Here is a 24,583-nt window from a genome sequence, read left to right on the forward strand (position 1 = left end):
TTTACCTCCCCAGATAACTTGAAATGACTTTTTCATCGGAAGAAACATGGGCCAGAGAGCCTTCGGAAAGTACAGAACCTTCTGCCAAACATGTCACCTTGACGTTCAGATCCCGAATGAAGCTCATGTCGTGTTCAACGACAATGACGGATCGGGTTTTGGCGATCTCCCGCAGTAAACGCGCGGTTTCGATGGTTTCTGCATCCGTCATGCCTGCAACGGGTTCGTCGACCAGCAACAGTTTGGGGTCCTGTGCCAGCAGCATGCCGATTTCGAGCCATTGCTTCTGACCGTGAGAAAGGTCTGCTGCCAGTACATCACAGCGCGATGTCAGGCGGATTGTCTCCAGGATCTCTTCAATCCGCTTGTGCTGTTCTTCGTCCAGGCTATGGAACAGCGCTGCAAAAACACCAGGATCACCTGCTAGAGCCAGTACCAGATTGTCGAAGACACTCTGGCTTTCAAAAACGGTTGGTTTCTGAAATTTTCGGCCGATCCCTATACGGGCAATATCGACTTCATCCAATTGCGTCAGGTCAGTGCTTCCTTCAAAGAAGACTTCACCTTTATCGGGTCGTGTCTTGCCAGTGATGATGTCCATCATGGTGGTTTTCCCAGCACCGTTTGGGCCGATGATGGCGCGCATCTCCCCCTTTTCAACCACGAGCGACAGGTTGTTGATGGCCTTGAACCCATCGAAACTGACTGAAACGCCATCTAAGTAAAGAAGGGGTGCGTTTTGCGTCTGGATCATTCCGCGGCCTCCGGTGTTGCTATACTTTGCTTTTGAGGAATGCGGCGTGCCAATGAGTGGCGTAACTGTTCCATCAGACCGACAATGCCTTTCGGAAGGAAAAGAGTGACGATGATAAACAGGCCACCAAGGGCGAAGAGCCACAGATCCGGGAATGCAGCGGTGAAGTAGCTTTTGCCGCCATTGACGAGCACTGCGCCAATGATCGGACCAATCAATGTTCCCCGGCCACCGACAGCAGTCCAGATCACCACTTCGATAGAGTTGGCTGGCGCGAACTCTCCCGGATTGATGATGCCCACTTGTGGGACATAGAGCGCCCCTGCGATACCGGCGATCATGGCAGAGAGGATAAAGGCAAACAGTTTCACATGCTCAACACGGTAGCCGATGAAGCGTGTACGGCTCTCAGCATCACGGACTGCCAGCATGACCTTGCCGAGTTTAGACCGCACGACAAAGGAGCACGCTACAAGTGATATTGCTAAGAAAACAGCTGTTGCAGCGAAGAGCGCTGCCCGGGTTTCGGCAGCTTGTAACGGAAAGCCTAGAATATCCTTGAAGTCTGTGAGGCCGTTGTTGCCTCCAAAGCCCATATCATTGCGAAAGAACGCCAACAGCAAGGCGTAGGTCATCGCCTGGGTGATGATGGACAGATAAACACCTGTGACCCGTGAGCGGAATGCCAGATACCCAAACACGAAGGCCAATAAACCCGGCACAGCGAGGATCATCAGGGCTGTAAACCAGAACTGGTCAAACCCGTACCAGAACCAAGGCAGTTCCTGCCAGTTGAGGAACACCATAAAGTCTGGCAGTTCCGGATGAGCATAGACACCCCGGTCGCCAATCTGGCGCATGAGGTACATGCCCATGGCATATCCGCCGAGTGCGAAGAAGGCTCCATGACCAAGCGACAGGATTCCACAGTAGCCCCAGACCAAATCAAGGGCCAGCGCCAGCATAGCGTAGCACAGGTATTTGCCCATCAAGCCGACGATGTAACCCGGTATATGCAAGGGATGTTCTGCCGGTACAACCAGATTGAAGAGTGGCACAAGAACAGCCAGCATCATGATGGCGGCTGCAAACCAGAGGATGTGTCCCTCCAGTTTTTCGAGAAGAAATCGGGAGATCATACTTCTACCGCCCGTCCTTTCAGCGCGAACAGGCCGCGCGGTTTCTTTTGGATGAACAGGATGATGGCCGTTAGGGTGAGGATTTTTGCCAGAACTGCGCCGGAGTATGGCTCAAGGAACTTATTGGCCACGCCTAGACTCATGGCACCGACAAGCGTGCCCCACAGATTGCCGACGCCACCGAACACGACGACCATGAAGCTGTCGATGATATAGAGCTGGCCGAGATTTGGTGAGACATTGGATATTTGCGAGAGGGCTACGCCAGCGATCCCGGCGATGCCTGAGCCAAGAGCGAATGTGAACGCATCGACCCATGGCGTGCGAATGCCCATGGAGGCGGCCATGCCTCTATTTTGAGTGACGGCGCGCATTTGCAGGCCGAAGTGCGTGCGTTTGAGGACCACGAGCAGCACCGCGAACACAAACAGCGCAAAAACCAAGATCCAGAAGCGATTAGCTATAAGTGTGAGGCCGCCCAGTTCAAATGCACCGGACATCCAGTCAGGATTACCGACCTCCTGATTGGTTGGGCCGAAGATGGAGCGTATCGCTTGCTGGAGCATGAGAGAGACACCCCAGGTCGCTAGCAGCGTTTCCAGCGGTCGCCCGTATAGGAAGCGGATCACACTGCGTTCCAGCGCTAAACCGACAACACCTGATACGAAGAAAGCGGCAGGCAGTGCGATGGCCAGTGAATACTCAAAGGCTTCCGGAAAACTAGTACGGATGAGATCTTGCACAACAAATGTGCTGTAAGCGCCGATCATCACAATTTCGCCATGGGCCATGTTGATGACGCCCATAACGCCAAATGTGATGGCAAGACCAATAGCTGCCAGCAACAAAACTGATCCGAGCGACAGGCCATACCAGATGTTCTGCCCCGTTTCCCAGAAGGCCAGTGTTTTTTCGATAGACGCAAGAGCCGATTGAGCAGCAGCCTGTTCCTGCGGCGAAGAAGTTTGCGCTGCAAAAGCGGATACGATTGCAAGTGCTTGCTGGTTGCCCTTTTCTTTAAAAAGAATGAGGGCCGACAGTCTATCTTCTTCGAGTGCCTCAGGATCTTTCAAAGTCAAGGCTGCGATAGCGTCTGACAGCGCTGTTTTGATGGCTTCATGCTGCTCTTTTGCAAGTGCTGCCTTCAAATCCGGCAAGGCATTATGGTCTCCAGCTTTTGCAAGAGCATTCACTGCTTGCAAGCGCATGCCTTCATCAGGGCTTGCTAATGTGAGATCCGCAATTGCGGCTTTCAGTTGACGACGCAGCTTGTTGTTGACCTTGATTTTCCGCAGGTTCTTTTTGACTTCAGTTGCCACAACTAAACCGGTCAACGGCTCCAAAAGCTGAAAGCCATTCCTGGTTAACGCAGTTCTGAATACCGCTTTGTCGCTCTTCCGGTAAAACAGAGTCCCTGCCCCGAGAGCCTCCAGCACCGGAACCACGCGCACATCCTGAAAGCTTGCCAGTTGATCAATCTGGGTGGCGCGTTCTTTAAGCTTACCCGTTGCCAGAGTCTGAACAGCTTCTTCCAGTGTCGCGCTTGCATCTACTGGTGCTGCCAGGACAAACGCCATGAACAAGCAGAGTACTATTGGGTAGATCCTCTTCCCCATGTGCTCCTCATTTTTAAAGGGTCATATGATCGCGGATGCGTTTGGAGCGCACCCGCAATGGCTTGGTGGGAATTGGATCAGTTGGTGGCTGCGCCACCACAGGAGCCGGCAGTGACGTTGAAGTTTCCGCAGGAAAGCGGTTTGCGCCAGTCAGCTATGAGTTTGGAGGATTCTGGCAGGTAGTCAGACCATGCATCGCCTGCAACAAGACCGTCCGTTTCATCGACGATATCAAACTGGCCATCTTCCTGAATTTCACCGATCAGAACCGGCTTTGTGATGTGGTGGTTTGGCATCATGGTGGAGTGACCTCCAGACAGGTTGGGCACGGATACACCAACGATTTCATCAATCACGCTGTCCACATCCGTGGAACCTGCTTTTTCGACGGCCTTCACCCACATATTGAAGCCAATAAAGTGGGCTTCCATTGGATCGTTGGTGACACGTTCATCATCACCCGTATAGGCCTGCCATGTTTCGATGAACTCACCGTTGATCTCTGTATCAACAGACTGGAAATAGTTCCATGCAGCCAGGTGACCAACGAGTGGCGCAGTATCCAGACCAGCCAGTTCCTCTTCACCAATGGAGAAGGCCACGACCGGGATATCTTCTGCGGAGATGCCCTGGTTGCCCAGCTCCTTATAGAATGGCACGTTCGCATCGCCGTTGATGGTGGACACAACGGCAGTTTTCTTACCAGCTGAACCGAAGGCTTTGATATCAGCAACAATCGTCTGCCAATCCCCATGACCAAACGGAGTATAGTTGATCATGATATCTTCTTCAGACACACCTTTGGACTTCAAGTAGGCTTCTAGAATTTTGTTAGTCGTGCGCGGGTAGACATAATCAGTTCCCACCAGAATCCAGCGCTCCACTTCTTCGTTTTCAAGCAGATAATCAACTGCTGGGATGGCTTGCTGGTTTGGGGCCGCACCGGTGTAAAAGACGTTCCTCTGGCTTTCCTCGCCCTCATATTGCACTGGATAGAAAAGGATACCATTCAGCTCTTCAAAGACTGGCAAAACAGATTTACGGGAGACCGAAGTCCAGTTGCCGAATACCGCTGAGACCTTATGTACTTCCAGCAGTTCACGTGCTTTTTCCGCAAACAAAGGCCAGTTGGAAGCAGGATCGACAACAACGGGTTCCAGCTTTTTGCCAAGAAGACCACCCTTCTCATTCTGCTCTTCAATGAGCATGAGCATGACGTCTTTGAGTGTGGTTTCTGAGATGGCCATGGTACCTGAAAGTGAGTGAAGGACGCCAACCTTGATGGTATCTTCGGCCTTCGCTGCTCCGCTGATGATTGTAGATGCCAAAAGAGATGCACCTGCTGCTGAAATCACTTTTTTGCTGAAACGAACCATTCCCAACTCCAATTGTATGAGTGACGGCACCACTGGTTGTTCCAGAGTGCTCGGCGACCACAAAACGTTTAGGTCAGCATGAATTCAGCAAATCCTGTGCCAGAGCATTTCGAGGAGTTGAGAAAAATCAATAATGCTTTGTAATATTTGATTATTTTACATTTCTTTGAGCGCACGGATTTTATCAGGCACTGCTCATAAGTGAGTATTTTTGATTATTATTTATGCGTTTTTTGGTCGTGACTATATTTTAGACACAACTTTATTTTGCAGGTACCGTTTTCGGTGAGGGCATCTTAAGGAACCGACCGGCTTACGGTTTTCTTGTTTACTGAGAGCCCCTAAGTTAGAAGGCAGCTTGAGAATTGCCTTAGTTTTGCGCTTCTGGTTGGATCATGACAAACATTTTCATCATTGTTGGAGCTATCTTCGGGATTGTCGTTGTCCCTCTGGGCTTTTTTGTTGGTTTGCAGGTTTCGCCTTTATTTGCGAATGTTCTCCTGCTGCCCTTCACCGTTGTCAGTTGGTCCTCTGGTATCCCATTAGGCGACATGTCAGCACTGCTGCTTGTGTGGGCAACTGTACTCTCAGTTGCTTTCTGGGCGACTGTGTTTGGGCTGGTTGGTTTTGGGATTAAGAAACTGCGCAGCTAATCAATCAGGGATTTGCGATAGGTGCTGGCGGTTTGGCCGGTGTGTTTTTGGAAGACCTTGTTGAAGTGGGATGCATCGAAGAAGCCGGAGCGAATTGCTACGTCTGTTATGGTGGCATCTGTTTCATCCAGCAAGCGCTTGGCTTCCTCTATGCGAATGTGACTGAGGGCTTCGGCGGGTGACTTACCCAAATCCGATTTGAACTTCATCTCCAGACTGCGGCGCCCTACTCCCAGCATTTTGCAGAGCTGCTCGATGCTGCGCAGGTTTTCTGTCTCCTGCTGCATCATGAGGACTGCACGCTGAACCAGATTATCCTTAGCTTTCAGCGAGGTGGGCAAGAACGGCTGGGCTTTGCTGTCATCCTGCGCTTCATCAACCATGAGGATGTTCAGGCTTTTGCGCGCCTGGCGCAGGCCGACATGTCGCTCCACCAGATAGGCCGCCACATGAACAGCGCTTGTTCCGCCAGAACAGGAGATCCTATTCCGATCCACTACGAAGATCCGGTCCGAGACTGGCTCCAACCCATCAAACTGTTCCAGAAAATCAGTGCGGTGGAACCAGCTGACGCAGCATTTATATCCATTCATGAGGCCAGCCCGGTGCAGGATGAAGCTGCCGGTACATAGGCCGATCAACGGAACATTCTTAGCCACAGCGCTTTGCAGGTAGTCTACATAGCGACGATCCAGTCGCTCGATGTGTTCAATCAGGCCGCCGACAACAACCAGATAATCAAAACTGGATGGGTCAGCCAAACCGGTATCAGGATGAATGCGCACGCCGCAACTGGCGCGGATGGGTTTCATGTCGGGCGCAATTACGCTCCAGTTACAAAGGATTGGACGACTGCTGTCCCCTTCATCGGCTGAAAGGCGCAGGACATCAATGAAGCTAGCGAAGGCAGAGAGCGTGAAACGGTTGGCAAGAATGAAGCCAACATTGAGTGCAGGTCGAGATTTCCGTGAAGGACTAACGGTATTTGCCATCTGCACCCCTTGCGCAAAAAATACTCCAAATTCTTCGCAAGGGTACCATACACGATTTTACTTAGTGGGCAAACTTGCTTGAATTCCAAGGAGGTAGCCTTGTCAAAATTTTCCGCAGTATCGCTCCTGAAGGGCGCGCTTACGGGCTATAAGAATGTTAAGCCGCAATGGCCTGATGCTGAGCTTAAGAGTGAGTATGACGTCATCATCGTAGGTGCCGGTGGCCATGGTCTTGGTGCAGCCTATTATCTGGCCAAGGAACATGACATCACCAATGTGGCGGTGATTGACAAGGGATGGCTCGGCGGCGGCAATACAGGCCGTAACACCACCATCATCCGCTCCAACTACCTTTATGACGAAAGCGCGCGTCTATACGACCATGCGGTTGATCTGTGGGATGGTCTTAGTCAGGACCTCAATTACAACGTCATGTTTTCGCAGCGCGGCGTGATGATGCTGGCGCATAATGTTCATGATGTGCAGAGCTTTAAGCGGCATATCCATGCCAACCGCCTGAACGGTGTCGACAATGTGTGGCTCACACCTGAGCAGGCAAAAGAGAAGTGTCCGCCGCTCAACATCTCGCCGAACGCACGTTACCCGGTGATGGGAGCAGCCTTCCAGCAGCGTGGTGGCACAGCGCGGCATGATGCGGTGGCTTGGGGTTATGCGCGTGCAGCAGCAGCGCGTGGTGTTGATATCATTCAGAACTGCCCGGTTCTTTCCGTTGAGCGCGGCCCTGATGGAGCCGTGACTGGTTTGCAAACGGCACGTGGTTTTGTGAAAGCAAAGAAGATTGCTGTGTCAGCAGCAGGTGGCACATCTGTTGTGATGGATACGGCTGGGGTTCGCCTTCCACTGGAAAGCTATCCCTTGCAGGCGCTTGTCTCAGAACCCGTAAAGCCAATCTTCCCTCAAGTGGTTATGTCCAACACCGTGCACGCATACATCAGCCAGTCTGATAAGGGTGAGCTGGTGATTGGATCCGGGACTGACCAATATGTGTCTTACTCCCAACGCGGCGGGCTTCCGCTGATTGAACATACGCTGGCGGCGATTTGTGAGGTGTTCCCGATCTTCCGGCGCATGCGAATGCTGCGCAAATGGGGCGGTGTCGTTGATGTAACGCCGGATCGTTCTCCAATCCTTGGCAAGACGCCGGTGCAAGGGCTTTACCTCAACTGTGGCTGGGGCACGGGTGGTTTCAAAGCAACACCGGGCTCTGCGCATGTGTTTGCGCATACGATCGCACAAGATGAACCGCACCCGATCAACGCACCATTTACGCTTGAGCGTTTTGAAACCGGACGTCTGATTGACGAAGCAGCCGCTGCTGCTGTTGCGCATTAAGGAGGCAGCCGATGCTTTTAATTCACTGTCCTTTTTGCAAGGAAAAACTACCCGAGCTTGAGTTTGAGTATGCAGGACAGGCGCATATCGCTCGTCCACTAAACCCTGCTGAGCAGAGTGATGCTGAGTGGCGGGACTACTTGTTCATTCGCTCCAATGTACGCGGTGACCACGCTGAGCAATGGCGCCATACGCACGGATGTGGGCGTTATTTCAATGCGTTGCGCAACACCGTGAGCGACAAGTTTATCGCGACCTATGAGATTGGGCAGCCTCGTCCGACTGGTTCTGAAGAAGGTGAAGAGAGCAATGAGCAACTTGAGAGTTGAGGGCAAAGGTCGCATCAATCGCGACAAGCGCATTCGCTTCACCTTTGATGGCGTTTCCTATGAAGGGTTTGAGGGCGATACGGTCGCTTCTGCCCTGCTGGCGAATGGCGTGCATCTTATGGGGCGTTCGTTCAAGTATCATCGCCCTCGTGGACCGGTGACTGCGGGATCCGAAGAGCCCAATGCTCTAATCGGGACGTCTCGCGGAGGTGCTGGGCGGTTTGAGCCGAATACGCGCGCCACGGTTCAGGAGATCTATGAGGGACTAACCACGGTTAGCCAGAACAAGTGGCCGAGCCTGTCCTTTGACGTTGGCGCGATCAACGACAAGCTACATAAGCTTTTTGCGGCAGGCTTTTACTACAAGACCTTCATGTGGCCGAAGAGCTTTTGGGACAAGGTTTACGAGCCGGTCATTCGTGCCTCTGCTGGTTTGGGTGTTTCACCAAGTGAGCCGGATGCAGACACCTATGCTTCGCGCTATTTGTACGCCGAGTTACTGATTGTCGGCGCCGGTCCTGCTGGGCTTGCTGCTGCGCTCACTGCAGCGCGCAATGGCACGGATGTGGTGCTGGTAGATGAGAACCGGGAGCTGGGTGGTTCTCTGCTTTCTGAAGCACCTGCGAGCATTGATGGTAAGCCTGTTGAAGCGTGGCTTTCTGAATGTATTGAAGAGCTTAGTGCGCTTCCGAATGTACGCATCATGGCACGGTCTGTGGCGATTGGGTACTATCATGAGAACATGGTGGGCGTGGCGGAGAAGCTGACGGACCATCTGGCATCCCCGCCAGCAGGTGCACCGCGAGAGCGGATGTGGCGTATTCGGGCGAACGAAGTCATTCTGGCGCAAGGGGCGCTTGAGCGGCCTTTGGTGTTTGATGGCAATGATCGCCCGGGCGTGATGATGGCGAGTGCTGCGCAGACTTACCTCAACCGCTATGGGGTGAAGGTTGGCACTGCGGCTGTTGTTATGACTTCGCACGACTCTGCCTGGTATGCAGCGTTTGATTTGGCTGATGCGGGTGTGACGATCGCTGCTCTGGTTGATGTGCGTTCTTCCATTGGCGATCATCTGCTTTCTGAGGCGCAAGCGCGGGGCATAACTGTCAAGACAGGTCACACAGTTACGAGTGTTGCAGGTAAGAAGCGCGTTTCTAGCGTTCAGGTTGGCAGGGTAACCGGTGACGATAAAGTCACTGATATTACATTTGTTTCCTGCGACACAGTATTGATGAGTGGCGGCTGGACGCCGTCGCTGCATTTGTTCTCTCACACCAAGGGCAGCCTGCATTGGGATGAGGAGAACGAGGTTTTCCTTCCCGGTGAGAAGACGGAGCGCTGCCATATTGCGGGTGGTGGTCGCGGTTTATGGAGCCAACAGGCTGCGTTTGATGATGGTGTGCATGCAGCAGAGCAAGCACTGGCGTCTTTGGGGCAGACTGCGAAAACCATTTCGGTTGATGTGGATGGAAACCGTGCCGGGTCTGGCACCGTGATGGAAGAATTACCAAGCAACGATGATAAGTTGGCTCGCCGGGCATTTGTAGACTTCCAGAATGACGTGACAGCAAAGGATATTCGTCTTGCCGTGCGTGAAGGTATGCTCTCCATTGAGCACGTAAAGCGCTTTACAACCAATGGCATGGCGACTGATCAGGGCAAGATGTCCAACATGAACGGGCTGAAGATTGCAGCTGACGAGCTGGGACGCCCTGCCCCCAAGGTTGGTTTGACAACCTTCCGTCCGCCTTACACGCCGACCACCTTTGGCACCTTTGCGGGTTATCACAAGGATGAGCTGTTTGAGGTGACGCGCAAGACCAACATAGACAGTTGGGCGGAGGAAAACGGTGCTGTTTTTGAGCCAGTCTCGCTCTGGCGCCGTGCCTGGTACTATCCAAAGGCTGGCGAAGATATACACGCGGCTGTTGCGCGCGAATGCAGAGAAACACGTGCTTCCGTGGGCATGTTCGATGCTTCTACTCTCGGCAAGATCGAGGTGGTTGGGCCGGATGCAGCCGAGTTTATGAACCGGATGTACACCAACCCGTGGACCAAGCTGGCGCCGGGTCGGTGCCGTTATGGTTTGTTGCTGGGTGAAGATGGATTCATCCGCGATGATGGTGTGATCGGGAGGATAAGTCAGGATCGGTTCCATGTGACGACGACAACTGGCGGTGCTGCGCGGGTTTTGACCATGATGGAGCACTTTTTGCAGACTGAATGGCCGGATCTGGATGTGTGGTTGACGTCAACAACTGAGCAGTGGTCCACCATTGCGCTCAATGGTCCAAACGCCCGTAAGGTGTTGGAACCATTTGTCAAAGGCACCGACCTTTCTGCCGAAGCGTTTCCGCACATGACGCTCCGGGAGTGCACTGTTGGCGGGTTTGAGGCGCGGCTGTTCCGGGTGAGCTTTACCGGGGAGCTGGGTTTTGAGGTGAACGTTCCATCTGAGCATGGCCGGGCACTTTGGGAGATGCTTTATCAGGAAGGTAAAAAATATGACATGTGTGTCTATGGCACTGAAACCATGCATGTTTTGCGCGCAGAAAAGGGTTACATCATCGTCGGTCAGGACACCGATGGCACCGTAACTCCTGCCGATGCTGGGCTGACCTGGGCGATTGGTAAGAAGAAGCCGGATTTTGTCGGCAAGCGGTCTTTGACGCGGCCTGATATGTTGCTGACAAATCGCAAGCAGCTGGTTGGGCTTTTGACGGAAGACCCGAGTGTTGTGCTGGAAGAAGGCGCACAGATTGTGGAGGCTGGAGATACCTCCATTCCAGCTAAGATGTTGGGACATGTGACATCTTCCTACTGGAGTGAAGCTTTGGGGCGATCCATTGCTATGGCCTTGATTGAAGGTGGTTTTGAGCGGGATGGAAAGTCGATTGACATTCCGATGCCGGGACAAATCCATCGTGCAACCGTTACCGGGACCGTGTTTTACGATCCTGATGGCGAGCGGATAAATCTTTAAAGGAGCGGCACAAATGGCTTTCAACACCACTGTCGAAACTCTGCCAGCGATGGGCCGTTTTAGTTTGCGTTGTAAACGCGAAAACACCGTTGCTATGTCAAAAGCCCTCGGATTTGAGCTGCCTTCCTCCATCAGCGAGATGGTTCGCTCCGGTAACGTGACCGCTCTCAAGTTGGGTCCGGATGAATGGATGATGACCTGCCCGATGGATGAGCGGGTGAGGATCACAGAACCTCTGGCAGCAGTTTATACAGATGCTGTTCATAGTCTGACGGAGGTTTCCAGCCGTGAAGTGAGTATCCGGATTTCGGGACCAGAAGCTGAGGAGCTGTTATCCACGTCGTGTCCCCGTAACTTGAGGGAGCTGACGGTTGGGTGTGGGGTGCGGACTGTTTTTGATAGTGTGCAGGTGATCCTGACGCGGGAGGAGCAGAACCAGTTTCGGCTGGATGTCTGGCGATCGTTTGTGCCCCATGTGATGGGGCTGCTTTCCGTTGCGACAAAAGAGTTTGAATGCGGCCTTTAGGGCCGCATTTTTTATGGCGTTCCCCTTGAGTGACTGACGACGCCCTACAGATTCTGGCAGAAGTATTGCGACATGGGCAGCATCAGCATCCGCTGAATTGGCAAGGCGTTGCTGCGTGCAGTTGAGCGCTTGTCATGATTACACCAATCACAGTGTTCAGGCGTCGCATTTTTACTGGCAAAATGCCTCAAACTTCCTGCCAGTGTGAGATTAATTCGAACTAGATTTCCTGATTACTCTCGATTTTCGGGTGTGTGACGCAAAGATACGGCACCTGAAAATTAGGAGAGCTGCCGCACTATAAGAGGGAGGCTTAAAGTGTATCAGTCAGCATTTTTCAGGGCTTGTGCTCCGCTCAAGTCTTCCAGATTGCAAGCAGACCAAAGGCTCTTCTGTGCTGAGCCAATGATGGTCGCTGATCATTATCCCCCTCAGGTTCGGCAGAGCTATAATAAAGTCTCCCGACGCCTTTCACTTGTCACTTTAACCAGATGCCCCAAGCATCTAAATCCCAAAAGGAATCTGTGCTCGTTTTCCCTGGAGTCAGATTCGCCCCTCAACTCACTCGTTTGTCGCGATCAGGCATCCAACCTGATCATCTCAGCAACCTGCACCGGTCAACTCCCCAGGCACCATTTTTAGCCGAGGTATCTGAACATGAGCGTTCCGTCTTATATCAAAGATCTTATAGCTCACCGCGAAAAGGGCAAAAGCCTCAGAGCCCCCTTCTACAGTGCTCCCGACATTCTTGATCTGGACATGGAAGTGTTTTTTCGCAAGCACTGGATTTTCGTAGCTGTTGAACCTCAACTTCCCGAACCAGGTGATTGCATCACCGTAGAGATTGGCAAGACATCTGTTCTGCTTTTGCGCGGTGATGACATGGAGATCCGTGGTTTTCACAATATCTGCCGACATCGCGGTGCGAAGCTCATTGATGAGCCTGAAGCGACCATCGGCAACATCGTGTGTCGCTATCATGGATGGACGTACAATGAGGATGGTGAACTCATTCTGGCTGAGCATATGGGCAAGGACTTTGACAAGACCTGCCATGGTTTGAAGACCGTACATGTTCGCTCCATTGCTGGCCTTCTCTTCATCTGCCTTGCCAAGAACCCGCCTGAAGACATCGAAGAGATGGCACAGACCATGGAGCGGTATATTGCGCCTCATGATATTGCCAACTGCAAGGTGGCTTACACCGCTGATCTGGTGGAGGAAGGCAATTGGAAGCTGACGCTTGAGAATAACCGCGAATGCTATCACTGCGAAGGTACGCATCCGCAGCTGACCGTGCCGCTTTCCGAGTTCGGCTTTGGCTTCTCCCCTGATGAGATGGATGAGCGGCGCACTGCGGACGTTAACAAGTACCTGTCTCTGCTCGAGAGCGAGCATAAGCGCTGGGAGGCTGCGGGGTTGCCGTCTGCTGAAGTGGACAAGCTTTCCAACACCACCAGTTTCCGCTGTATTCGCCTGCCTTTGATGGGTGAAGGTGAGTCTCACACGCTGGACACCAAGATTGCCTGTAAAAAGCTGCTTGGTGATTTCAAAGACGCCAAGCTGGGTGGCCTGAGCTTCTGGCATAACCCTAACTCGTGGCATCATTTTATGAGCGATCACATCGTGACGTTTGCATCCTTCCCGTTGTCGCCAGATCGGACATTGGTGCGGACCACGTGGCTGGTGCATAAGGATGCGATTGAGGGTGAGGATTACAACCTCGACAATCTGAAGCAGGTCTGGATGATGACCAACCAGCAGGATGCGGATCTTGTGCGGTTGGCACAGCTGGGCAGTGAAGACCCGGCCTATGAGCAAGGCCCATATTCTGAGTACACGGAGCCTCATGTAGAAGCGCTGTGTGAATGGTACATTGAGCGCCACAAAGCGCACATGCCTGCCGATACAATTGAAATGGCGGATGCATGACCCAGAATGTTACCTTTGATGATCTGAAGACCGTCACGGACTACGATGAAGAGCACTTCACCGAAGCAACCCGGATCCCCATGTGGGATCCGGAGGTGGATGATGTTCTGGTCTGCCGACAGGTTCGGCAGGAAACGCATGATGTGAAGACATTCCTGTTTTCTGCGCGCGAGCCCCGTGTTTTCAGGTTTTATCCCGGCCAGCACATGACCTTTGAACTTCCTGTCGAAGGCATGATCATGCGCAGCTATACGATTTCAGCCAGTGCAGCTCGGCCTTACCGTATTGAAATCACAGTCAAACGCGTGCCGGGTGGTCCGGGATCCAACTGGCTGCTCGACAACATGGTGCCGGGCAAGGAAGTGAATGTGACCGGCCCGGCTGGCGACTTCACCACGGATGCGACGCAGGAAGAGAAACTGCTGTTCATTTCGGCTGGCAGTGGCATCACACCGATGATGTCCATGACACGCACGGCCTGTGATCTTTGTGCGCCGACTGATCTGCATTTTATTCATGCAGCACGCACTCCGGCAGATATCATCTTTAAAGATGAACTGGAGTTGTTGGCAGCGCAAAATCCGGCTTTCAAGCTGTCTTTCACGTGCAGCACCACATCCGGCCATAACAGCTGGAGCGGCTTTGAAGGACGTTTGAGCCTGCAGATGCTTTCGTTGATGTCACCGGACTTCAAGGACAGGAAGATCCTGTGCTGTGGCCCCGCCCGCTTTATGGAAGGTGTGCAGAACATGCTTCTGGAAGCCGGCTTCGACATGGCCAACTACCATGAAGAAAGCTTCGACTTTGGCGCTGAAACGGCCGGCACGTTTGAAGAGCAAGTTGCTGCGCCAGAAATCAGCGATCAGACCTACCGCGTCAGCTTTACCAAGACCGGCCATGTGGTGGAGTGCGGTCCGGGTATGACGATCCTTTCTGCTGCCCGCGAGGCTGGCATCTTGCCAATGGCATCCTGTCAGCGCGGTATTTGCGGGACATGTAAATCTCAGCTCGTTTCGGGTGAAACCGACATGCAGCATGGCGGTGGCATTCGCAAACGAGAGATTGATCAGGGCAAGATTCTGATCTGTTGCACGACACCACTTTCTGACATTGAAGTTGAACTTTAGTGTCAGACGCTCCCCCAACCATTGAAAACAAACATAAAAAACGGGTATCCGATCAACAAGAACGATAAGAAAGGTCCAGCCAAAGGATCTCTCCTGACCACAAAATAGAAGGTCCAACACAGGAGAAGCTGCATGACTGATTTACACAACTCCGACCGCCCCCCGGCGGGGGTTTTAGATAGTCCATCGGACGAACTGGCAGACTCGGATTACAGTCTTGGCCAAGACAATATTGAAGGAAAACTTGGGCCAATCGGCTTTGACATTCACAATCCGGTATTTGCGATCTCAGCGCTGACTGTTGTTGCTTTTGTTGCTTACACCCTCTTTTTGCCAGAACAGGCAAACTCCGTTTTCAGCCTGCTGTTTTCGACAGTGACCAAAGGCTTTGACTGGTTCTTCATCGGCTCTGCCGACATCTTCGTTATTCTGTGTCTGGTTCTCGTGGTCAGCCCTTATGGCAAGATCCGCCTTGGCGGTAAGGAAGCGACACCTGAATTCAGCTACATGAGCTGGTTTTCCATGCTGTTTGCTGCTGGTATGGGCATCGGCCTGATGTTCTACGGCGTTTCTGAGCCAATCAGCCACTTCTCCTCCGCCCTTGGCGGCACCACCGTTGGTGCAGATGGCGTGCGCACTGACTGGGCGCCACTTGGTGCAGCAGCAACGCAGGAAGAAGCAATCCGTCTTGGTATGGCGGCTTCCATCTTCCACTGGGGTCTTCACCCATGGGCGATCTACGCTGTGGTTGGTTTGAGCCTTGCATTCTTCAGCTATAACCGAGGCCTGCCTCTCACCATCCGTTCTGCGTTCTATCCAATCTTCGGTGAACGTGTGTGGGGTTGGCCGGGTCACATCATTGATATTCTGGCAGTTTTCGCGACCTTGTTCGGTCTGGCAACCTCTCTTGGCCTTGGTGCTGTGCAGGCAAACTCTGGCTTTAACAAGCTGTTTGGCATGCCGATTGACAGCACTTGGCAGGTTATTCTGATTACCGGCATCACCGCAGTTGCTCTGGTTTCTGTTGTGCGCGGCCTGGAAGCGGGTGTGAAGCTGCTTTCTGAGATCAACATGGGCCTTGCCGTTCTACTGGTCATGTTCGTGGTTATCGCTGGCCCAAGCATGATCCTGCTGCCGGATGTGCTGAACTACCTCGGCGCTTACCTGCAGTATCTGCCTGCCCTTTCCAGTCCAGTGGGTCGTGAAGATGTAAACTTCATGCAAGGCTGGACTTCGTTCTACTGGGCCTGGTGGATCTCCTGGTCGCCATTTGTGGGCATGTTCATCGCACGTGTGAGCCGTGGGCGTACAGTTCGTGAGTTCCTTGTCAGCGTGCTGCTGATCCCATCTCTGGTGTGTGTGCTCTGGATGTCCATCTTTGGCGGCGCTGCCATTAGCCAGATCGTCAATGACGGTTACACAGCCGTTCAGCAGGCCGCTCTGCCGGTTCAGCTGTTCACTATGCTGGACGCTATGCCATGGGCAACCATCACAAGCTTTGTCGGTATCGTTCTGGTGATCGTGTTCTTCGTCACCTCCTCCGACTCCGGCTCTCTGGTGATCGACACCATCGCAGCTGGCGGTAAAGTGGATGCGCCTGCGCCACAGCGCGTGTTCTGGTGTCTGTTTGAAGGCCTGATCGCGATTGTGCTGCTGCTTTCTGCTGGCGGTCTCAAATCGCTGCAATCCATGGTGATTTCAACCGGTCTGCCGTTCACAATCGTGCTGCTTATCATGTGCGTTGCGATTTGGCGCGGTTTGGCGAGCGAGCCTCGATAGAACTGACTGTTATTGCGAATGAAGATGCCGCTGAGGTTCAGGCCTCGGCGGCAATTTTGCGTCAGGCGACCTGTTCCTGAGGGGCTGGCAGGCCGCGCAAGACCTGCGGCGTGCAGCCATACCGGCGGCGGAACATGCGGCTGAGGTGGGATGAATCGCAGAACCCGCAGTCGACCGCAATTTGGGCGACGGACTTCTGGCTGGTGAGAACGAGATGGCGGGCAAGGTCCAGCCGGATGTTGAGGAACGCAACTTGCGGTGAGGTTTCCAAGGACAGGCGGAAGTAGCGCTCAATCTGCCGTTTGCTCTTGCCCATGCGCTGCGCGATTTCCTGAATGGAGATCGGGGCGTCAATGTTCTGCTGCATGATATGCAGCGCACGTTGCACGATGGGGTTCTGGGTTTTCAGATCCAGCGGAATGCCGGGTTGGGGCTTTTCAGCCTGATGGGCATCATCGATGATCATGATGTGCAGGCTTTTGTTGGCATGTGCCGTGCCTACATGTTTGTCCACCAGATAGGCCGCCAGATGGGCGGAGCTGACGCCGCCTGCGCATGTGAGGCGATCTCTGTCGACCACGAAGATCTGATCAGTGACCGGATCAAGTCCGTCGAACTGTTCTTTGAAGTCGGAATGGCTGAACCAGCTGACGCAGCTGCGGTATCCATCCAGCAATCCGGCGCGGTGCAGAAGGAATGCGCCAGTACAAACGCCCACGAGCGGGACACCGGCAGCAGCGGCTTCCTGCAAGAAGTTCTGATAGCCGGCACTCAGGTCTGTGCCGTCTTCAATAAGACCACCAACGACAACGATATAGTTGAACCTGCGCGGGTCACCCAGCCGCTCCTTTGGATGCACGGAGATACCACTGCTTGATGGGATCGGGTCCATGGTGTCGGAGAGAACGGTCCAGTTGCACAGGATCGGGCGGCTGCGATCACCTTCATCAGCGGCAAGGCGCAGCACATCCACAAAGTTGGCAAAGGCGCAGAGTGTGAAGCGTTTGGCGAGGATGAAGCCCACGGACAAGCGGGTTTTCTCCTGCCTGGCAACAGGTTTGCGAAGCGCGGTGGTCGGTTGCGAGGTCGCTTGTGTCATACAAGATGCTCTCCCAAAATGCGGAGCGGTCTCTGCCTATGTCTCCATTGGCTTTTGCGCTCCGGGTCCATGCGATCCCGGTCAGTTTCAACCTGTCTTCAGTGGCACAAATATCCTGTTGCTCTGACCATCTCGACTTGATCTGCACTTGTCATTCCCTTTCCCGTTGGTGGCCTGTTTGATCGTGGACCTGCCAATGAGAAGAGATGCAGCAAACGCATCTAAGTCATGCAGTATTTATACTTAATTTGAGTCTGATTGGCTATGCAATGAATTTGCTTTGCCGTGAAAATTGATCAGGCGTGAGCTCGGGAGTGTTGGGGGCGGCAAATGTCGTCTGGGTAATCCCATTGTGACGCAAATCTCCTATTTCCGGGCGGCAAATCTCGCCAAATTGATGGTTTGATGATGCCAAGGTCGCTGCAAAACGCCTTGTTTCATTTGGGAATTTGATTGGGAGAGACAATTCCAGTGAGTGAGACCACCTTCATCCTCCGCTTCACCTGTGTTGATCAGCCGGGCATTGTTTCGACAGTGACCTCTGCTTTGGCGTCGCGCGGCGCGAATATTGTTGAAGCGAACCAATTCTGCGATCGCAAGACCAACCAGTTTTTCCTGCGCGTTGCCGTGCGTGTGCCTGAAAACATCGACAAAGCCGCGCTGGAGCTGGCTATGTCGCCTGCCGTTGATCGCTTCAAGATGCGGCTGAAAGTGGAAGATTTCTCGCGGCGGCCCAAGATCATCATCATGGTCTCCAGATTTGATCATGCGCTGCTGCATCTGCTCTATCAGATCAAAGTGGGCTGGCTGGATGCGGAGGTTGTGGCAATCGTTTCCAACCATGCGGACAGTCAGGGCGTTGCAGATCACGAAGGCATTCCGTTCCACCACTGGCCGATCACCAAGCAGAACAAGCTTGAGCAGGAAGCCAAGCTGTCGGAACTAATTGAAAGCACCAATGCCGAGCTTGTGGTGCTGGCGCGTTACATGCAGGTGCTGACCGATGAGATGTCGAGCAAGTTCTTCGGCATGATCATCAACATTCACCACTCATTCCTGCCAAGCTTCAAAGGCGCAAAGCCCTACCATCAGGCGCATGACCGCGGGGTGAAGCTGATCGGCGCGACGGCACATTACGTGACACCGGATCTGGATGAAGGGCCGATCATCGAGCAGGAAACTGAGCGTGTGAACCACGGCATGACAGCCGAGGATTTCGTGGCAACGGGCCGTGATATTGAATCGCGCGTGCTGGCCCGAGCGGTCAAATACCATCTGGAAGGCCGCGTCATGCTCAACGACAACAGCACCGTCGTCTTCACCTCATAAAGCCCCTTGTCAAACGCTCCCCCACACCAGCGAGTGCTCCACTGAAGTAAAGGATCGAGATCATGTCCGCATTTCCAAGCAAAGCGAAAGTTGTGATTGTTGGCGCTGGCGGCATTGTTGGAGCCTCGGTCATTCATCACCTCATTGAGAACGGCTGGAACGACATTGTCGGTATCGACAAGTCTGGCATTCCGACAGATATCGGCTCCACAGCGCACGCCTCTGACTTTTGCTATGCCACCAGCCACGATCTGCTGACCTGCTGGACCACCATGTATTCCATGGATTTTTACGAGAAGATGGGCCACTACGCACGAATCGGTGGTTTGGAAGTGGCCCGTGTGGGTGATGATGAACGCATGGCGGAGCTGAAGCGGCGCGTGGATTCCGGCAAGGCGTTTGGCACCAATGTGAAGATCATCAGCGCAGCAGAAGCAAAAGAAAAATTTCCGCTTCTGGAAGAGGATCAAATCCAGGGTGCCATGTGGGATCCGGATGCTGGCCTTGTGGTACCACGCTCACAGACCGTTGCGGGCAAGCTGATTGATCAGGGCGTTGACAGCGGCAATCTCAAGATTTTCGCAAACACCTCCGCGCTGGAATTGGTGACAGAAGATGGCCGTATCACTGGCGTGGTGACAGAGCGCGGCACGATCCATGCGGATCACGTGGTGGTGTGTGCAGGGCTATGGGGCCGCCTGATTGCGGAGATGGCGGGTGAAGACCTGCCCGTGATGCCGGTGGATCACCCCCTCACCTTTTTTGGTCCTTACAACGAGTTTGAAGGCACCGGCGCTGAGATCGGCATGCCGCTTTTGAGAGATCAGGGCAACTCAGCCTATATGCGCGATACGGGCGACCCGAAGAGCACTGAGGGCGGTCAGATCGAGTGGGGATACTATTACGAAGAAAACCCTCGCCTTGTTCACCCACGTGAGATCCTTGAGAAAGATCAGGCCCGCCTGTCCCCGTCTCAGCGGGATCTGGTGCTCGAAGACGTGATTGAACCGCTTGAGAAAGCTATGGAGCTGACACCGGTTCTGGCAGAGCTGGGATTCAACGAAAGCCATTCTTTCAACGGTCTATTGCAAACGTCCATTGATGGCGGCCCATCCATAGGTGAAAGCCGCAAGCTGCGCGGGCTTTGGTATGCGGTGGGCATCTGGATCAAGGACGGTCCGGGCATGGGCAAGCTGATTGCCGACTGGATGACCCATGGCAAGACCCATATCGACCATAACTCCGTTGATTTTTCCCGGTTTAACGAGTTTCAGCTGAACGAGCAGTACATTCATGATCGTTGCTGGGAAACAGCGAAGAAGATCTACAATCCACCGGTTCACCCGCGTGAGCCGTTTGCCAATGCGCGCGGTATTCGGCGCTCGCCGTTTTATGAGCGTGAGGTAGAGCTGGGCGGATACTTCATGGAACTGGGTGGCTGGGAGCGCGCGCACGGGTATGCGGCCAACGAGCACTTACTAGTCAAGCATGGCAACCGAGTGCCTGAACGCGAGAATGAATGGGACAACCGGCATTTCTGGCGGGTTTCCAATGCTGAGCACCTGGAGATGAGTGAGGATTGCGGAATCATCAACCTCTCGCACTTCCACATCACGGATATTTCCGGTCCGGACCATGTCACGCTTATGGAGTGGTTGTGTGCTGCTAAGATTGGCGGTGACAACAACATCGGCAAAGGCATTTACACCCATATGCTGGATGACGATGGCAATGTGCGTGCGGACTTTACGGTATTCCGCATGGAAGATCGCTGCCGACTGGTGAATGGCGCTGATGCAGGGCCGCGAGATCTTGTTTATATGCAGCGCGTTGCGGATGACAACGGCTGGGATGTGACCATCACCGATGTGACTGAGGACTACACCACTATTGGCATCTGGGGCCCAAATGCTCGTGAGAACCTGCAGAAGGTAGTTGATGATCCCGACGCTTTGAGCGTGGAGAACTTCCCGTTTGCAGCGATCCGCGAGATTACCATTGCAGGCAAAACGGTTTCAGCCTTCCGCATCTCCTATGTGGGGGAGCAAGGCTGGGAGCTGCATATGCGCTATGAGGATGGGCTTGCGGTATGGGATGCACTTCGTGAGATTGGAGTGATCGCGGTTGGTGTTGAGACCTACGCAAACTCGCGCCGTCTTGAAAAGTCCCTGCGCCTGCAAAACGCTGATCTGCATACACAGTACAATCTGTTTGAGGCTGATCTGGCCCGTCCGAAGGTGAAGGCTGCTGATTTCCGGGGCAAGGAGAAGCATATTGCGTATCGTGCCCGTGAGGCTCAGCCAGCAATGCTCTGCACTTTGGTGATGACCAACAATATCGACAAGGACGGTGTCGCCCGCTTCCCGGTTGGCAATCTGCCCGTGATGCATCCAGAGACGGGGGAAACCTTGATGGATGAGTTGGGACGGCGTTCCTACACAACGTCCATCGCCTATGGCCCGAGCATCGGCAAAAACATCGCCCTGGCCTACCTGCCCAAAGAGTACTGCGAGGAAGGCCGCAAGCTTGAGGTTTCTTACTTCGACGAGGTGTATCCAGTTGAAGTGGTCGGCATCGGCTACGCACCGCTTTATGACCCGGAGAACCTAAAACCGCGGAGCTGATCAACGGTTCTCAACTCCAACTCCTCAAAATGAAAATCCCGGGCTGAGACCCGGGATTTCTTTTGGTTTTAAGCACTTTCAGCTCAATCAGCTTTTCTTGTTATGGAAGATGAAGCCGATGAAATTGAGGAGGAGCTGGGCGGCGAGGATTTGGGTTGAATCTGATGGGTCGTATGCTGGGGCTACTTCCACCAGGTCCATGCCAACCACATCGCCGCGTTTACTGAGGCCCTGCAGGATTTCCAGAACGTCATAGTACTGGAAACCACCATGGCTAGGGGTGCCTGTGCCGGATGCGATGGATGGGCAGAAGGCGTCGATATCGATGGTCACGTAATAACGTGCACCTTCCGGAATGCGGCTGAGCACTGCTTCCGGCCCCAGTTCACGCACCTGACGGACGGACAGGATGTCAGAGCCCCTTGCTCGGGCATCGTCGTAGCCTTCTTTGGCGGTTGAGGATACGTTGCGGATGCCGAGCTGAGTCATGCCGGAGACGTAGTCTTTCTCAATCGCGCGGCGCATCGGGTTGCCGTGGCCTTCAGTGACGCCATGGCGTTCATCCACAAAATCGAGGTGTGCATCGATCTGAATGACGTGGATTGGGCCGTTCTTGGCGCAATCTTCCTCAAACGCGCGAATACATGGGATGTTGATGGAGTGGTCTCCGCCAATCACCACAGGCAGCGCGCCTGCATCCAGGATTTTCTTCACACCGACCTGAATATTTGCGTGGCTTTCTTCGGTTTTCGTATGAATGATGTCTGCATCTCCGATATCAACGATACGAACATCTCCGCCCAGATAGGTTGCATCATCTTCATGGTCGTAAGCCCCTGCGTGACCGAAGGAAAACAGCGTGGATGCTTCGCGCACAGCACGTGGGCCAAAACGAGCACCGGAGCGCCACTGGGCTCCGAAATCAAATGGTGCGCCGAGGACTGCTACGTCTGCATCAATGGCATCCCAATCCCATACGTATTCTTTTTTACCAAAGGTTGAGATGCCGACAAATGGCAGGTTCAAACGCCCGGACGCATATCCATGTTCAGACATATTTTTCTCCGTTACTTGATTATCTGTAGGCGAGTTCCGGGAGGAACAACGCAATTTGTGGGAACGCCATCACCAGCGCTGTGGTCAGCAGCAGGATCAGCAGGAATGGCGGTACGCCGCGTACAACATCCACGAACGGTCTGCGGAACACAGCGATGGCCGTGAACAGGTTGCAGCCGAATGGTGGTGTGGCTGCCCCAATGGCGACCTGCAGTGTGATGAGAACACCGACCAGAACCGGATCCAGCCCCGTGGACTTGATGAGCGGTGCGAAGATTGGCACCAGGATCAAAATCACCACGATTGAATCGACAAACATACAGCCGATGAAGAAGGCCAGAATGATCGCTGTCAGTGTGAGCATTGGACCGGCTTCGTTGAGGCCCAGGGAGCTGATGATGGTTTGTGGCACCTGCGCAAAAGACAGGGTCCATGAGAACGCCGCGCCTGCCGCAATCAGGATGAACACCACAGAGGTGATTGCGCCCGTTGAAAGAGCAATATCCGGCAGGTCTCGCAGGCGGATGGATCTGAAGATCAACGCTTCCAGAACAACCGCATAGAGCACGCAGATGGCCGCAGCTTCAGTTGGTGAGAAGACACCGCCGTAGATGCCACCTACGATGATGACCGGGAAGCCCATGGGCCAGACGGCACGTCTGACTGCTGTCAGTCGCTCGCCCCAATCAGAGCGTTCCAGCACCGGAATGTCGTGCTTATAGGCATGCCACATGCAATAGGCGGAGAAGAACGCCACGATGATCAGCCCAGGTACGATCCCCGCGATGAAGAGTTGGGAGATCGAAGTGCCCGACACAACGCCGTAAATGATCATGCCAATGGATGGCGGGATCAGGTAGGCCAGATCAGCGGCATTAACGATGAGGCCGATGGTGAAGCTGTCTGAATAGCCGGACTTAAGCATACGCGGACGCATGGCGCCACCAACTGCCACCACGGTGGCTTGTGTTGAGCCGCAAACTGCGCCGAACAATGCGCAGGCGCTGGTGACTGAGATGGCCAGACCGCCTTTGATGTGCCCCATGAACCGCATCACCACATCAATCAGGCGATCGGCTGAATGACCTCGTGTGATAACATCTGCTGCCAGAATGAACATGGGCACGGCGACCAAGGCGGATGGCTTGACGCCGCCGATCATCTGCTGGATCAGGATTTGCGGACTGAAGTTTGGAAAGTAGATCAGAAAGCCGATGAACGCCGCCGAGATCAGCGGCATCTTCATGGGAAAGCCGAAGAGCAGCAGGGCGATCATGACCGTGAGCATGAGTTCTGTCATTTTGCAGCCCCCTCTTCTTTTTCCACGAAGCGCGCCACAGCAGCGGCTGTTTCCGGGTCTTCGTAGCTGTCCACTTCCAGATAGGAGACGTAGATCTCCTCCTCAGCCAGATTGAGGTTGCGTAGGGCTGTCAGGAGATATTGCAGGGTTGCCAAAGCGAGGCCGATCACCACCCAGATGTAGGTGAGATAAAGCGGCACTTGCAGCGCTGGTGTGACCCGGCCGCGGCTAGCGACTTTGGCAACATATTCAACGGCGTACCATGTGAGGATGGCCATCATTGTTGCAGTCATGATCGTGATCAGGATCATCAGGATCTTACGCATCTTTTTTGGCAATGCGTCGTAGATGGCAGACATGCGAATGTGGATGCCCTTTCGCGTGGCATAGCCCAGTCCCATGAACGTGATGATGACGATCAAGAACTCGTTGAGTTCCTCTGAAAAGTAGATCGACTGATGAAAGACATAGCGCCCGAACACATTCGCGATGGTGTTTACAGCCATGGCGATGATGCCCCAACTGAGGATGAAGACCTCAATCTTGCAGATTATGCCGTCAACTTTCCCGAGGAGCTTAAAGGGGACAGAACGGGGTTCCATCGGTTCCCTCCTCC

Annotated in this window: 19 protein-coding genes; 10 read left to right on the forward strand and 9 right to left on the reverse strand. The window is 53.7% G+C overall.

The genetic code is table 11. From position 1 onward, the window contains the following. Position 1 precedes the first annotated feature (1 nt). The 4 genes from urtD to urtA all read right to left on the reverse strand — a co-directional run bounded on the left by urtD (position 2) and on the right by urtA (position 4,885). Positions 2-754 (reverse strand): urea ABC transporter ATP-binding protein UrtD, encoded by a 753-nt coding sequence (gene urtD / locus PJE062_RS03455; RefSeq protein ID WP_008546616.1) that lies wholly within the window; start codon positions 752-754, stop codon positions 2-4. Beyond that, the gene (gene urtC / locus PJE062_RS03460; protein WP_008546943.1) at positions 751-1,893 is read right to left on the reverse strand and encodes an urea ABC transporter permease subunit UrtC; all 1,143 of its coding nucleotides are present in this window, start codon (positions 1,891-1,893) and stop codon (positions 751-753) included. The genes urtD and urtC overlap by 4 nt, the downstream gene beginning before the upstream one ends. Next, on the reverse strand, positions 1,890-3,509 hold the full coding sequence (urtB, locus tag PJE062_RS03465; RefSeq protein ID WP_208982121.1) for an urea ABC transporter permease subunit UrtB: 1,620 nt from the start codon (positions 3,507-3,509) through the stop codon (positions 1,890-1,892). The genes urtC and urtB overlap by 4 nt, the downstream gene beginning before the upstream one ends. A 77-nt stretch (positions 3,510-3,586) precedes the next feature. Beyond that, a complete protein-coding gene (urtA, locus tag PJE062_RS03470) occupies positions 3,587-4,885 on the reverse strand; it encodes an urea ABC transporter substrate-binding protein (RefSeq protein WP_008547067.1) in 1,299 nt (432 codons plus the stop codon). A 395-nt stretch (positions 4,886-5,280) separates the two neighbouring features. On the opposite strand from urtA, the gene PJE062_RS03475 reads away from it, so the two are divergent. Beyond that, positions 5,281-5,538: a hypothetical protein gene (locus PJE062_RS03475; protein ID WP_037035871.1), complete on the forward strand. Its 258-nt coding sequence runs from the start codon at positions 5,281-5,283 to the stop codon at positions 5,536-5,538. Here PJE062_RS03475 and PJE062_RS03480 read toward each other — a convergent pair. After that, positions 5,535-6,530 (reverse strand): GlxA family transcriptional regulator, encoded by a 996-nt coding sequence (locus PJE062_RS03480; RefSeq protein ID WP_008546266.1) that lies wholly within the window; start codon positions 6,528-6,530, stop codon positions 5,535-5,537. The two genes, PJE062_RS03475 and PJE062_RS03480, sit on opposite strands and share 4 nt — an antisense overlap. A 99-nt stretch (positions 6,531-6,629) precedes the next feature. Here PJE062_RS03480 and PJE062_RS03485 point away from each other — a divergent pair, with 99 nt between their 5' ends. From PJE062_RS03485 to PJE062_RS03515, 7 genes are all read left to right on the forward strand, one after another. Then, the gene (locus PJE062_RS03485) at positions 6,630-7,883 is read left to right on the forward strand and encodes a sarcosine oxidase subunit beta family protein (RefSeq protein ID WP_008546351.1); all 1,254 of its coding nucleotides are present in this window, start codon (positions 6,630-6,632) and stop codon (positions 7,881-7,883) included. 11 nt (positions 7,884-7,894) lie between these two features. After that, positions 7,895-8,212 (forward strand): sarcosine oxidase subunit delta, encoded by a 318-nt coding sequence (locus PJE062_RS03490; RefSeq protein WP_008546356.1) that lies wholly within the window; start codon positions 7,895-7,897, stop codon positions 8,210-8,212. Beyond that, the gene (locus tag PJE062_RS03495; RefSeq protein WP_008546937.1) at positions 8,193-11,195 is read left to right on the forward strand and encodes a sarcosine oxidase subunit alpha; all 3,003 of its coding nucleotides are present in this window, start codon (positions 8,193-8,195) and stop codon (positions 11,193-11,195) included. Before PJE062_RS03490 ends, PJE062_RS03495 begins: the two co-directional genes overlap by 20 nt. A 13-nt stretch (positions 11,196-11,208) precedes the next feature. Next, a complete protein-coding gene (locus tag PJE062_RS03500) occupies positions 11,209-11,721 on the forward strand; it encodes a sarcosine oxidase subunit gamma (RefSeq protein ID WP_008547027.1) in 513 nt (170 codons plus the stop codon). 657 nt (positions 11,722-12,378) lie between these two features. Beyond that, complete coding sequence (locus PJE062_RS03505; RefSeq protein ID WP_008547298.1) at positions 12,379-13,653, forward strand: SRPBCC family protein; 1,275 nt, start codon at positions 12,379-12,381, stop codon at positions 13,651-13,653. Beyond that, positions 13,650-14,780, forward strand: a complete 1,131-nt coding sequence (locus tag PJE062_RS03510) for a hybrid-cluster NAD(P)-dependent oxidoreductase (RefSeq protein WP_008546425.1) — start codon at positions 13,650-13,652, stop codon at positions 14,778-14,780. Before PJE062_RS03505 ends, PJE062_RS03510 begins: the two co-directional genes overlap by 4 nt. A gap of 132 nt (positions 14,781-14,912) precedes the next feature. Then, entirely contained in the window at positions 14,913-16,559 is a 1,647-nt protein-coding gene (locus tag PJE062_RS03515) for a BCCT family transporter (protein WP_008547235.1), read from the forward strand. Positions 16,560-16,620: 61 nt separating this feature from the next. Here the strand turns inward: PJE062_RS03515 and PJE062_RS03520 are convergent, their stop codons facing one another. Then, complete coding sequence (locus PJE062_RS03520) at positions 16,621-17,658, reverse strand: GlxA family transcriptional regulator (protein ID WP_008547190.1); 1,038 nt, start codon at positions 17,656-17,658, stop codon at positions 16,621-16,623. A gap of 471 nt (positions 17,659-18,129) precedes the next feature. Between PJE062_RS03520 and purU the strand changes: the two genes are divergently transcribed. Continuing rightward, on the forward strand, positions 18,130-18,987 hold the full coding sequence (purU, locus tag PJE062_RS03525; protein WP_008546712.1) for a formyltetrahydrofolate deformylase: 858 nt from the start codon (positions 18,130-18,132) through the stop codon (positions 18,985-18,987). Between the two features lie 62 nt (positions 18,988-19,049). Then, positions 19,050-21,611 carry an FAD-dependent oxidoreductase gene (locus tag PJE062_RS03530; RefSeq protein WP_008546295.1) on the forward strand — a complete coding sequence of 854 codons (2,562 nt, stop codon included), beginning with the start codon at positions 19,050-19,052 and terminating at the stop codon, positions 21,609-21,611. An 87-nt stretch (positions 21,612-21,698) separates the two neighbouring features. Here PJE062_RS03530 and speB read toward each other — a convergent pair whose 3' ends face one another. The 3 genes from speB to PJE062_RS03545 are packed head-to-tail and all read right to left on the reverse strand — an operon-like array spanning position 21,699 to position 24,569. Continuing rightward, entirely contained in the window at positions 21,699-22,667 is a 969-nt protein-coding gene (speB, locus tag PJE062_RS03535) for an agmatinase (RefSeq protein WP_008546342.1), read from the reverse strand. Positions 22,668-22,686: 19 nt separating this feature from the next. Beyond that, positions 22,687-23,967 (reverse strand): TRAP transporter large permease, encoded by a 1,281-nt coding sequence (locus tag PJE062_RS03540; protein WP_008546870.1) that lies wholly within the window; start codon positions 23,965-23,967, stop codon positions 22,687-22,689. Further along, positions 23,964-24,569 carry a TRAP transporter small permease gene (locus PJE062_RS03545; RefSeq protein WP_008546333.1) on the reverse strand — a complete coding sequence of 202 codons (606 nt, stop codon included), beginning with the start codon at positions 24,567-24,569 and terminating at the stop codon, positions 23,964-23,966. Before PJE062_RS03545 ends, PJE062_RS03540 begins: the two co-directional genes overlap by 4 nt. Between the last annotated feature and the right edge of the window lie 14 nt (positions 24,570-24,583).

The sequence above is a fragment of the Pseudovibrio sp. JE062 genome, assembly GCF_000156235.1.
GTDB lineage: Bacteria > Pseudomonadota > Alphaproteobacteria > Rhizobiales > Stappiaceae > Pseudovibrio.